We start from the raw sequence: 13,150 nt of genomic DNA, 5'->3' as shown, positions 1-13,150 counted from the left end.
CACCACACGCCAGACAAGCCCTACAGCCCGCCACGGTGCTGAGAATCCTCAGGGCTCATCAGCTGCACCAGAACCGGCGACCCAGCAAGGAACGCATAGCCACGACCAACGCTCAGCTGAACCGGGGCGCGCCTCGGAATAGAACCGAACATGTCCATGTCCGTGTCAACATTCGGCTGAACTACAGCACCAGTACGGAACTTACGAATAGCCTTCGTCCAATGGCTATACAAAGGACGCAAATCAGTCGGCTTACCCGTAGCAATAATGTGAACGTCCGGGAAATCACCCTTCACAATCGCATCAAAAACGTTCATCGGGTCATCCACGCGGTCACCATCATCAATCAGCAACAGCACCGGGCCCGCGGCATCCTGCAAAGCCGCCTGCACCTGAGCAGAAGCGTTCTTGCTCTCAAACACCCGGTCAAAAACGCCCTCCGGCGCATTCACCAGACCCGAACGCTGATCGAAGACAGCCCAAACCTCCGGAACCTCAGCGGCATCCATGCGTGCGTTCTCCGCCGCGGTAGCATCACCAGACGCTAACGCGGCAGATACCGCCTGCTCCGCCGCAGCCCTCGCCCGAGAAACCAGACGAGCAAACGCAACCAGCAGAGACGACTTACCCGAACGCGGATTACCCGCAACCATGGCGTGCTCACCCTCGTACAGCTCGAAAGCGCACGCCTCCAACGTAGCCTCCGCAATACCCACAGGGATACGCCACAGGCTCGGAGAAAACTCAGCGGCAGGCATGCTCTCCCACGAAACCCACGACGGCAGCTGACCAATCACGTCACGCTTAGCGGGAGCCTGCGGGAAACGCTCACGAATCATAGAGACGGCCTCCTCCACGCCAACAGCGGGAGTAGCCACCTGCATCTGACGCAGGCGCTTCGGATCAACGCAACGGCCGGGAACCGCAGCCGGAACATTCGTACCGCGAATACCGTGCGACGAATAATCGTGAATATCGCTCAGCTGGAAGAACCACGTCTGCAACGAAGCGTCAAGAATCTGTGACGGAATATTCTTCGCGCGGCTTGTCGACACCACGCAGTGAATACCAACAGCAGGGCCGTCCGCATACACGCGGTAGAAATTCGCCAACAAATCCATGCTCACAGCGTCAGAGAACTCATCACGCAGCGTCGCAAAACCATCCAAAACAATGAAAAGAGGCTTACGGCGTGACGCGTCAGCACGGCGAGCATCAAGCTCCGACTTCACAAAACGCAAGAAGCGAGCCTGACGCTCCCTAGCGCCCTGACCGGTACCCACAGCAGACACAACATGCGGCAAAGAACCCAACGGCAACAAGCCATCAGCGCCCATATCCACCAGAACAATATCGATGTCCTCCGGCGAATAATGCTGAGCCAAACCCAGCACCACAGACTGAATCGTCGTGGTCGTACCACTACCGGCAACACCCACCAGCAGCAGGTTGCTCATCTCAATATTCCAGCCCATAGGCACCTGACGCTGCAGCTCAGGCTCATCACCCAAAGTGCACATCAGAACACCGTCCTGGACACCACCCACAGTAGGAAGGTCCGGGTCGGGGAAGCCGCGCACACCAAAATCAGCCAAATCAACATACGAACCCAACGGTTCAGGCCACACCTTACGAGGAGCAACCGCACCACGAGCCGCATGAGCCGCCACAACAGCATCAATCAGCAGATCCAGGTCATTCGCATCACTCGACGACACCTTCGGACGTGCACGCTCCGAACGAGGAATACCGATACTATCGGTTGCACGAATCTCCAGAGAAGTCACCACCTCAGTGCCACTCTGACCCGTCACCAGGGCAGTCTGCACCGGCGAAATATCATTCTGGCCCAGCTTCACATAGGCGCGACCCATCTGCGAACGCGAAATCTCCGAAGCATCCGGAACACCAATCACGTTCGAAGAATCCTCACGGCTCTGCACACGCAACGCCACACGCAAGTTCGTATTCGCCAGAATGTCATCATTCACCACGCCAGCAGGACGCTGAGTCGCCAGAATCATGTGAACACCCAGGGTACGACCCACCGCACCAATGCTCACCAGCGACGACAGGACATCCGGGAAGTCCTTTGCCAGCATCGCGAACTCGTCAATCACCAGCAGCAGGCGAGGCATCGGCTCCGGCGGGTTCGTCGCCAAATAATCCTTAATGTTGTCCACACCCTCGCCAGCGGCCGCAAACAGGCGCTGACGACGGTCCATCTCCGCCTCCAACGACTCAATAGCGCGGTGCGCCAACTGAGCATCCAAGTTGCTCAAAGTACCAATCGTATGCGGCAGACGCTCACACGTCTTAAACGCCGCGCCACCCTTAAAGTCAACCAGAATGAAGTTCAAACGGCTCGGATCGTGGTGCGCAGCCAAACCCGCCACCAACGAACGCAAAAACTCACTCTTACCCGAACCAGTGGTACCACCCACCAGACCGTGAGGACCGTCCTTCACCAAGTCCAGCGTGAACGCACCAGAGTCGCCCACACCAATCTCGGTGCTGAAACCATTAGCCTGCGACCAGAATGCCTCAATATCCTCAGCACCCGGAGGGGTCGGCAAACCAACCAGCTCAGGCAGCTTCACCAGCTGAGGCAAACCGCCACCCAGCAGCAGACGCTCAGGGTCCTCATGATGTGCCAAAGTACGCGCCACATGAAGAGCATCCTCAGCACTCACACCGGCGAGCACGCCATCGGTAACCGTGTAACGGCGGCGAGGCTCCGAATAGGTCATAGAAGCCTCCTCACCAATCTCCACGACCGAAGTACACGACGCCGGAAGACGGTCAACAGAAGAAGCCAACACAATACCGGCAACACGGCGAGCGCCCGCAGCAGCAGTCTTATTCGCCATCAGACGCACCTCATCGCCATACGCCAAAAGGTCGCGTGCCGGCGACTCACGGCCCTCAGTGAGGGTATCCGAATCAACGACCACGCACAGGCCGCGGGTCGGAAGAGACTCAATGTCGTGGTAAAGAGAGCGTAGCATCTGGTCCGACTGCTCCTTACCAGAAGCAAACCAACGCATCTGCTGGTTCTGCGCCATATGCATGTGTGGAAGCCACGACGTCCACACCCAGTCCTGCGAGCGCGCCGAATCTGCGCAGACCGCAATCGTCATATCAGCAGGACCCGTGTGGGTCGCCGCCTGCAGCACCAGGCTACGCGCCAGGGCAAGAGACTGCTCACGCGGACCCACAATACCGATAGCGCCACCCTCACGCAGGTCAGCAACCAGCGGGGCATCCCACAGGGTATTGTGCTCAAGAATATGCTGAACCTCAGGCTCAGGATTGCTCGGCTTCGTCAGCTCAGGAGCCCAATGAATATGCCCAGTACCCATGTGGAAAGTCAACAGGTCAGGGCTGGTGCTCCGGCGACGCCACAGCGTCATTGCAGGAAGAAGCGCCCGCAGCTGAACGGCATCCGGTGCCGGGGCAAGGTCGTGAAGACGCTCAATTTCCTCACGGTTACTCAGAGCGATACGTTCCTTGAACTTCTCCATTTCCTGCTCAAAACGCACACGCTCCTTCACCTTATCCTTAGCGTGACGACGTTTCTGCTCCACCCACATGCCAATACTCAGGATGGGGCTGAGCATCGCGAAAAGGGCGTAACGAATCTCCTGCATAATGGCGACCATTGCCGCCGCCATAATAATCGGACCCACCGCCATCGCAATATTGAACTTCGGCGGGTCAGAAACGTTCTTGCGGGTAGGTGCCTCCACCTTATCCGGGGCGCTCAACGCACCCTGACGCGGCGGACGGTTAAACGGTGCAGTACCCGACGCGCTCACATTCGGGGCGCTACCGGGGCGAGGCGCAGCCTTCTCCTGAGGAGCAGGCTGCAGAGTCAGAATACAATCCCCAACATGGATAGTGGTGCTCTCAGAAACAGTCAGACCCTCCTCAGGGATTTTCTGGCCGTCCACAAAACTACCGTTCGTAGAACCCGGGTCAGTGATACGCACCTTCTGAGTGTTTGTCGACTCATCATGAACCACCTGCAGGTGCAGATGCTCCCACGACGCGCTCGCCGTGGGCAGCACAATGTCGGCGTACGGGGAACGACCCGCCACCAGAGGACGCGAAGAGGGGATAGGGCGCGGCAGGGTAACCGTCGAACCGCCGCTCAAGCAGACGCTCCAGCCCTGCACCAGGGAAGGGTAGGAGAGCGGTGCCCTAGAGATGCGCATACCCTCCATCGGCTTGACCTCCGCCAGGGTGGAGGATGCCGTCACCGGGCGGTTATCGCAATACAGCGGCTCGTCGGCAGGCAGAGAGGGGCCACCGGTCGCCTGGATGAGATCAGCGATGGTCGTCTCAGGCTGCCAGGAGTCTAGTTCATAGCTCCCGTTATGCTCTTCAAGATCAAGGAAAAAGCGCATAAGGTGTTCTCCAAAATAGATAAATCGTGAGCCCCGCTGGTGGACGGACTAGAAGTAATACCCGAAAGCCGGGGTGTGATGGGCTGGCTCTGTACGGATTAGGCTTTGCTCGGAAAAGCTAGTCGCGAGATTCTGAGGTGAACGTGCGAAGCATCCACACGGGCGGGTTCACCGCATCCGTCGAGGAAGACCCGCCCTGAATCATCGAAGCTTCCGCGGTCGGGTAAAGAAGACCCACCTGCCCTCCAGCGGCGTAAGAAGACGAAAAATCCAACGGATACGCGACCGTAGAATCTTTAGCGTCCAAACGAAGGGTTCCTAGAACCCGTCGAACCGCCTCAGGAGTGTATTCACGAACCTGGCTCGTGGCATACGCAAAAGCCAAAAGCGCGTTATGGGAGGGAGCATCCGCCCACACTGCCGATTTCGAGAACGACTGTTCGCCTGACAAATCCTTGAGCGAAGAATCATTCTTCATACGCTCAACCGTTGACACAAATGCCGAAGAAGCGCGACCGGCATCATCAGCACTCAACGCCGCAGCACGTGCCTGCACACGCCCCACAATGCGAATATTGTCAGTCAAGGAACCACCGTTCTCCAGAAGAAGACGTATAAAAGGCTCCGTCAAAGCTTCCTCACCCGCAATCACCGGAGAAGTAATACCCGCCCTCTGAAGAGAACGAAGAACCTTTGCCTGAGTCGACGCCGAACCCGTCAAAACCAGAACAGGAGAAGAGCCCGAAGACTTGTCCCCCAGAAGGCGCGTCAGCTCCTTGAGAATGTCTTTCATGCTGTCTTCATCAGCAGAAACCTGAACGCGATTCGTATAGGGAAGGTCCGGTGCAGAGCCCTCACCCGCATCCAGCAGGATGGTGCGCACACCATTAAGCTGTTGCGAAGAACCCGTGCTGGATGCACCGGCGAGCGAACGAATAGCAGTCGTATAGACCTGCTTCTCCTGCTCAGGGTCCAGAGCAAAACTCCATACCCCATCGCCAGCATCTACCCGGTCATACGCCTCAATCACCGCAACATTGCGTTCCTTAGCGGCAGCCGTAGCACCCCGAAGATGCTCACCCCGAGAAGCAAGCACAATACCCAGAGCACCCTCAGAAGAGAGCTTCTCTACCGCCTCACGGGCACCCTGCTCCGTTCCCTTATCGTTCGCATAAAGAACCTTCACAGAAGACTTACCCAAAGCCAGACGGTACTGCGCAACACGAGCACCCTGAGCATTCAGACGCCACGCAGACCCCTCAGCATCATCACCAAAAGTAGTAACAACACCAATAACAGGCTCACGACCAGACGCAGGAAGAGAAATAGCCTGCTGAACCGTCACCGCAGACGCAGGGTTCGTACCCGTGCCAAGCGGCAAAGGCTGAGGAGTCACAGCGCGCACGCCATACCAGATCCCCACCACCGCAAGGCTAAACAGCACACACAGACTGACACACCACACCACGGTGCGCTGAGTGAGCCGCCTGCCCTCGCGGCGGTGAGGACCTGAATCAGAGCCCAAATGAGGGGAAAACCCCACGGCTAATCACCAATCTGGAAGGTGTACACCGTCTTCACCTCTGCACTGCCAGCATTCGACAGGTGGAAGGTCGGCAGCGAACGCAGACGCTGCAGGGACGCCTTGAACTGCGCCTGACGCTTCTGCAGAGCAGCGATGTCCTCAGAACGGAGGTTCGTGTAACCCTGAGCATTCTGCATCGCCAAAGCAAGCTGGTAATCAGCCGCACCAGCCTTCGCGCTATTGCTCTTGAGCGCGCCCAAGAGGCCAGCGCCCTCAGCGTTGCTATCGCCCAAATCGAGCATGAGCTTCGACAGGTCGTTATTCAGCTGAACGGATGCACCAGCCAAATCTCGGGTAGCGTTCTCAGCGCGGGTACTCAGAGCAACCAGAGAACGCTCAGTCACCGAATCCAGAGACTGACGCAGGCCCTCAATACGATCATTCATATCCTTGTGCTGAACCTCGATAGACTCACCAGCCACCTGAACCACAGTATTCGCGGTATCAGTAATGCCAGCAACCGAAGCGGAGAACGCCTCCTTAGCAGCCGAAGCGCTAGAAGAACCATCGCTCGAAACCTTACGAATCTCCTCGCTAATCATGCTCGTCAGGCTCTCGCGAGTCTCATCGGCAGACTCCTTGAACGCTTCCTTAATAGCGGTGGAGAGGTCAGCCTGCATGTTCGTCATATCCTCCAGGTTCTTACCCAAAGCATTGACAGCATCCGAAGCTGAATGGATACGATCACGCAGAGAAACCTTAGCCTCCTCAGTAGGCTCTTCCTTCTTCTCCGCGTCCTGGTTCTGCGCGTTTGCGGCATCGTTCAGGGTCTTCTCAACCTCGCCCAGGGCACCATCTACCGCGTTCACAGCGTCGTTAAGGTCCTTGGCGTCGCGAGCCAGACCCTCCTTGGGGTCATCCATCGAAGTGGCGGCAAGAACCTCATCCCACGCGGCTACCGCGGCAGCAATACGCTGCTCCATCGGAGTACGTGCGGCAGGGGTGTTCGACGTGTAGGTACGCTCGTTCGCGTTCTCCACCGTAATGACGCGAGTATTACCTTCCGTAGCAGTAGGCTCGGCGGAAGGCGCCTCAGAAGAAGGAGCGGCGGAAGGAGCCTCAACCTTCTTCGACGGCTCCTCAGAAGGAGCAACAGAAGCAGACTCAGACGGTGCAGGGCTAGGAGCCTCAGACGGCGCCTCAGAAGACGGGGAAGCAGACGGCGAAGCCGCGCCACCACAAGAAGAAGCCGTCAGGTATCCACGCAGATGCTCCACCTGCTCAGCAGACAGAGAACCGCCACGCTCAGTAGACAGAGCACAAAGCTGCTCCGCCAGTTCCTTATTCTGAGCGCTCATAGAACCAGAACCGTCCACCAGCTCTGCACGAGCAGAAGCCGCACGAGAATGAACGTTCTTGATACTCTCAATCAGACGGTTCGACGTTTCCTTCATCTGATTCACGTTCTGACGAGCCGCACTAACCTTCTCACTCAAAGAACGCACAGCATCAGCATCAAGAGAAGACGGGTCCTTCTCCACCTGCGCAACAAGCTCATCCATCTGACGCTTCAACGCCGAATAGTTGTTGTTCGCACCCTTCAAATACTCCGGCTGCAGGTGATCCACAATCTTCTCACCGGTAGCAACCAGTGCAATCAGAGAGCTCTGCACCGTCACCGACGCACCGAACAGGGCGCAGGTCACCGAACCGTTAGAAGAACAAGTCTCAGCGGTCGGGTGTTCCGGGCCAACAATCTCACGAATCGAAGCCGTAAGATCCTGCTGGCAATCCGAACTTGCCTCCGCATACGCATTCAGAACAGCAGACAGCTGAACCAAATTACCGTACACGCTACGGCTACTCGCACCCTCCTCACGATGCACAACACAACGACCGCCGCTATGTGAAACAGACACATTGGGGCGCGCCGTCGTATCACCCAGCATAGAGTGAAGAGCAGCAACAGTACGCTCCAACTGAGAAATCAGCTGAGAATTATTAGTACGCGAAGCCTCAGAAAGATCCTTCTGCAGGCTCTCAATATTCGCCTGCAGACCCTGCATAGTCTTCGTCAACGATTCATTCTGAGTCTTCAGATGCTCGGCAGTGTCCTTACCCAAGGTCGCAGACGTATCATCCAGGCTCTGACGCACCTGAGCAACCTGCGAACTAGCGCTAGTCAACGTCGTATTAACCTCGTTGACGGTATCAATAGTGCGCTGCAGGAGCGCCACCTGAGACGCATCCTGAGAGGTGAAACCGTTAGTAATGATTCCCGCACCAGACAAATCAGAAGCAAAACCAGGCTGCACCGAAATGTTGAAGGTAGGCGCACTAAAATCCTTCGCCTTAACCTTCAACACAAAAGAGGAAGAACTACCAGTCACAGGAGGCGCCGAAATAGCACCCCACTGAACAACAGCCTTACCTTCATCATTGGTGCTCACCACACCATTCGTCGACGAATCAGCAGCATCAGGGGTCGTAATAACCTGAGTAGGAGAACCCGAAAGAACAGTAGAAGCAGCAATAGAGAACGGAGTGCCAACCGGTGCAGGGCTAGTACGGCTAGTACCGGATGCATCATAGGTGACGTCCTCGGTCTTCACCGTCAGGTTCTCAACCGTAACCTTAATCGTGATTTCGCCACTGTAACCATTCAAATCATTCAGGTTAGTGCCGCTACCGCGCTCAGTAGAATACTGCAGGCTCACACGCACAGGAAGGTCATTAACGACGTCCTTCGGCTTGAACTGCACATTGCTCGAGGAGCTCGTACGATCCTTGTCATTGACGTAAATGTTGGTCGACTCAATCGACGAAACCTCGCCGTCACGACCCATCTGAATATTCACGTTCTGCAGAACATTAGTAGCGTTCTCTACCTGGCGGGGACTCTGAGAAGTAACAGTACCCTTATCGGGAGACGGGTTGTTATTGTTGCTACCCGTGGAGCAGGAAGAGAAAATAAGCGCCGTCGTTACACCCAAAATCAAAGGGAAGCGGAGCAAACGCTGACGTGTAGTGGTGTGGTCGGTCATGATGATCTTTTCGTTGAGTTATGTGTCATGCAAACAATGGATAGTGGCATATCCGGAACGCGATCATGCGATGTCTGCAGGAGATAGGTGAAGATTTGAGCCCAGTCAAAAAGATAGAACCCGGTACCACTTTATCAGCCTAATCTGAGAGGACTGATAATATTTCGTCCTAGTCGGTGCCTCATTAGGAGATTCGATTCAACCTTGAGGTGATAGTTAAATCAACTCCTCCTTTTATCACTCAAGTAATTCTCTTGGCTGATATATGTACTAGGCCTATAGATTCGATAAAACAGTATGGTTCTACAGTGGGGAATGAATATCCCTCAGCCCGCGGGGTTCCACGGTTTAGCTGGCTGCAGGTTCAGCCTCCGGGTCCTCCTCATCTTCCTTCTCGGCAATAGCGACACCCACAGTCAGGTACCTCTTCACCAGCAGGTACGAGGCAATCACCGGCACCACGTACACCAGCGACAAGCCGCTACCAGACTGCACAACATCCACGGCAAGACGGGCTGCCGCCAAGCATCCACCCAAACCCACCAGGGTCACGCAGAAGCCACGCAACACACCATACCCGGCAGTGCCCTCCTCAAAGGTCGCCGCCCACAGCTTGAACAGGGCGCGGCGCACAAAAATCAGGAAAACCGGCACCAGGCACAGCACCACCGAAACACCCACAGGCTCATAACCGGCAGCGGCGAACGAAACCACCGGAATCAGCAGGCAGAAGAACGCCATCAGGGCACTCACACCCAGCACGACCGTGCGCACGTACCGGTTGATGCGCTCCATACGGTGCAGGTAAGGGATCTCCTCGCTCGGCTGCGCGGCGTTATAGAAGAACAGCAGCAGAACCAGCGCCGACGCCGCCACATACCAGGGCGCGAAATTGATGCCGTCCACCTGCGGGGTGGAGGCAACCTGCGGGACACCCACCAGGGAGAGAGTAGCGAGCAGAGCAATTGCGGCAACGCAGAACGTGCCCACCGTCAGCAGAAAGTAATGGTACGCGCCGCCGTTCTTTGCATCCTGCACACTGTGCTTGTGTGTGCCGTCAATCATCACGACCGAAAAAAGCATTATCGAGATGGATAGGATGCTCCACGCGTATTCACCCGTCACGGTGGGGACAAACATGAGAAGAATGGATATAGAGAACAGAATCCACAGAAATACTCGCTGCAGGGTTGTTGAGGACGCGAGGGCCACTTCAAAAAAGCCGATGATAAAGTCGCCGATATCTTCCATGGTGGAATCCTTTCTGCGGGGGTGGGGTTACTCTTTGATCTCTTCGAAGCGGAGGACGCTGAAGTCGAATTCATCGTTTCGGGTCAGTAGAGACTTATATGCCCTGTATTTCTTGCCCGTCTTGAAGTTCTGGAGGTAGGGGTAGATACGTTCTCCATCGGGGGCGTTCGATGTTGTGATGATTCCGCACTCTTCCGTCTCGAATTCACCGGAGATTGAGTAGGGGTCCTCATGTTCAACGATTTCTACTGACGTAACAGTGCAGATAGTGGAGTCGTTGTACGGATTTACATAAGAAATGAAATATAAGGATGCAGGAAATGCCAGAAGGCACAACATCAGTAGGATTCTCTCGCGGTCACGCCAAATATCGTTAGCCTTTGAGCGAAGAAAATTCTTGAAAGCGACTTTCTTTGTGGGTTTCTTTGTGATAATAGATTTTTTCTTTGGGTAACCATTTTTCTTTGAACTGTTTCTTTTCTTTGAAACGTTCTTTTTCCTCGGGGAGTTCTTTTTCACTGCTCTTCACCTTCTTTCTGGGCTGCAGGCTGTTATTCTGTGATGTCTTCAAAGCGGGTCGTCTCAAAAACTGTGCTCATGGTGTGTACGTCCTTGTGTGGTGGTTGGTGAATCGTGCTCGCCCCGGTGAGGTGGCGGGTACATCCTTAGCCTATCGCACGGTATCTGACCAGAAGGTTAACTCGACGCAATGCTCCGGTGAAGACTCGGCAACCACTCCGCGGATAACGCGAATCTGGGCTTAACCACCCGATTTCGTTAGCTACTCTGAGAACGAACCCGCACCCTCCGCATCGCTGCCGGAAGGCTGCCGGTCACCGATAAACAGAAAGGGCAGTTGACCACCATGATAATTACCTACACCATGATTGCCGTATGGGGCGTACTATGCCTTGGGCTGATGTACAAAATCTGCCGCACCGCTATCGTCCATGAGATGAGCCGCCGCCACGACAAGAAGCTACGCGCCGAAAACATCCACATCATCCGAGGCAAGCTTCGCAATATCATCCTGGCCGGCTTTGTAGCTCTCATATTTCCTGTCGCAATGTTCCTAACGCACCTACTCGGCGACATGGGATTCCACCTTTTCTACGACATCGCAGCGTTCTGCGCCATGTGCATGGCTATCTGCTTCTTCTACGGACCTGTTGAGGATTACACCGAAATCTCGCCGGAAGGAATCGAAAGGGGTGAATCATTTCTAGACACGGTCTTCTACCCGCTCAACGCAATCGACGCAGTCTCATACAGTCAGGCCTCTGATAGTGACGAGTCAGACAGCGTTACTTTTAAAACAAAATCAGGCAAGACAATTACGAATTTCAGCCCCGGCGATGATGGTTACTACCTCCTCGCAATGACCCGATTCAGGATCGAAAACGAGCGCTGGCCAGACATGAACAACCCCGAAGAAGCCGCCCAGGTCAAGGCGTGGATGAACTGGAACTCCACCATCCCGCACATCAAGGATAAGGAAATTTCGGGCCTCGCCGAAGTAGACATGTAGCCCGCGATTCAGCCCGTATAGAGTGCGTGCCCGGCGTGTTTCTCAACCAATATTTCCGCAGTTTTTCTGCCGGAAAAACGTTGACTAGCCCGCATGGTCTAACCCTCAACTAGAAGGTGCACTCTGCACGCAAAAACATTAACGTTGAGGCTTACAATAAGAAAGGTTCAACGCACAGCCGCACGCCGTGCACGCACCATGTCACTTCACAGAAACACCGACCCCGAAAGGCACATCATGGCCACCAAGAAGCCCGCACGCCTCACCCGCCGCGCAGCACTTGCCGCCGCAGGCGCAGGCGCAGCAACCGCCCTCGGCGCACTGCTCACCCCCGCGCAGGCAACCACCTACCGCCCCACCGTGCGCCGCACCCCCTACAACGGCTACTACTCGCACCGTTACGGCCGCCGCGGCCGCATCGTCATCAGCGACTACTACGGCAGCTCCTACAGCCACTACTACTATTACGGCGGCTAAGCCTTACGGTCCCAGCCCAAGACATATACTGGAAGACGGCACCACACTCATGTGGTGCCGTCTTCCCGTTAGATGCCGCAGGCATCACCCGCACCACGGTGCGGAAAACACACCACAGATAGAGAGAAAAATGAAGAACGTAACCCGCCGATCCGCACTCGGCCTGGTTGTAGCCGCCGGTGGCGCAACCCTCCTCGCCGCATGCGGTTCGCAGTCTCAGGCATCCAGCGGCTCCGCATCTGCATCCGGTAGCGCTTCTACCTCGGACGCCGAAGTGAACAACGCACGCGCCGACTACTCCGGTGCTGCTGTCCTGGACGGCTACACCTCCAAGCCTGCCGACTACCAGCTGGCAACCCGCACTGAGCCGGCCAAGAACGTACCCGTACCCGTCAAGCCTGCCGTTGCCAACGAGAACAGCGTAGAGGGGCTGTACCAGTCCATCGCATTCTTCGGCGCAGCCATGGAATACTACATGCGCACCGGCAAGACCGAGCCCCTGCGTGAAAGCGCCATGGACAAGAGCGAACTCAAGTCGATGCTCGAGCCGGAAGATGGCACCCTCGGCGAAAAGCTGGTCAAGGGCGAAGTCTGGATGCACGACCCGACCGTCACCATCACCATGCTTACCGCTCAGCCCACTCGCGATGGTAAGGCATACACCTGGAATGTTCGCTTCACCCTTACCCGCGGCGAATTCATGGCATCTAAGGATAAGGTTCTGGAGGTTCCCGAAAGCGGCCGTGAGAACGTCAACGAGCGTACCCTGCGTGGTGTATACGAGAACGGTGCATGGAAGCTGACTGGCATGAAGTCTGATTCTGAGGCTTCCGCTTCTGCATCGGCTTCTGCTTCCTAAAAATTTCAGTCTAGAAGCGCATAGCTTCTAGCAACAGAAAGGCGCCCGCCCCGTGGA

At 55.9% G+C, this 13,150-nt stretch carries 8 protein-coding genes; 3 read left to right on the top strand and 5 right to left on the bottom strand.

Features of this window, described 5'->3' with window-relative positions:
• Positions 1-20: 20 nt before the first annotated feature.
• The 5 genes from HXO69_RS01265 to HXO69_RS01245 form a co-directional block, all read right to left on the bottom strand.
• Entirely contained in the window at positions 21-4,409 is a 4,389-nt protein-coding gene (locus HXO69_RS01265; protein ID WP_296544831.1) for an FtsK/SpoIIIE domain-containing protein, read from the bottom strand.
• 118 nt (positions 4,410-4,527) lie between these two features.
• Positions 4,528-5,805, bottom strand: coding sequence for a molecular chaperone Hsp90 (locus HXO69_RS01260; RefSeq protein WP_239662215.1), 1,278 nt, complete (start codon positions 5,803-5,805; stop codon positions 4,528-4,530).
• 149 nt (positions 5,806-5,954) lie between these two features.
• Positions 5,955-8,978, bottom strand: a complete 3,024-nt coding sequence (locus HXO69_RS01255; RefSeq protein ID WP_296544830.1) for a chitinase — start codon at positions 8,976-8,978, stop codon at positions 5,955-5,957.
• A 348-nt stretch (positions 8,979-9,326) separates the two neighbouring features.
• Complete coding sequence (locus HXO69_RS01250; protein WP_296544829.1) at positions 9,327-10,229, bottom strand: hypothetical protein; 903 nt, start codon at positions 10,227-10,229, stop codon at positions 9,327-9,329.
• 27 nt (positions 10,230-10,256) lie between these two features.
• Positions 10,257-10,748 carry a hypothetical protein gene (locus HXO69_RS01245; protein WP_070614785.1) on the bottom strand — a complete coding sequence of 164 codons (492 nt, stop codon included), beginning with the start codon at positions 10,746-10,748 and terminating at the stop codon, positions 10,257-10,259.
• A 346-nt stretch (positions 10,749-11,094) separates the two neighbouring features.
• Here HXO69_RS01245 and HXO69_RS01240 point away from each other — a divergent pair, with 346 nt between their 5' ends.
• The 3 genes from HXO69_RS01240 to HXO69_RS01230 all read left to right on the top strand — a co-directional run bounded on the left by HXO69_RS01240 (position 11,095) and on the right by HXO69_RS01230 (position 13,093).
• Positions 11,095-11,757 (top strand): hypothetical protein, encoded by a 663-nt coding sequence (locus tag HXO69_RS01240; RefSeq protein WP_296544828.1) that lies wholly within the window; start codon positions 11,095-11,097, stop codon positions 11,755-11,757.
• 237 nt (positions 11,758-11,994) lie between these two features.
• A complete protein-coding gene (locus HXO69_RS01235) occupies positions 11,995-12,234 on the top strand; it encodes a hypothetical protein (protein WP_005507323.1) in 240 nt (79 codons plus the stop codon).
• A 130-nt stretch (positions 12,235-12,364) separates the two neighbouring features.
• Positions 12,365-13,093, top strand: coding sequence for a DUF6318 family protein (locus HXO69_RS01230; protein WP_296544825.1), 729 nt, complete (start codon positions 12,365-12,367; stop codon positions 13,091-13,093).
• Positions 13,094-13,150: the final 57 nt, after the last annotated feature.

This window comes from Rothia sp. (in: high G+C Gram-positive bacteria), assembly GCF_015265375.1.
In the GTDB taxonomy this organism is placed as follows: Bacteria; Actinomycetota; Actinomycetes; order Actinomycetales; family Micrococcaceae; genus Rothia.
The sequence above is the reverse complement of the archived record's forward strand: the minus strand, read 5'-3'. Positions and strand labels throughout refer to the sequence as shown.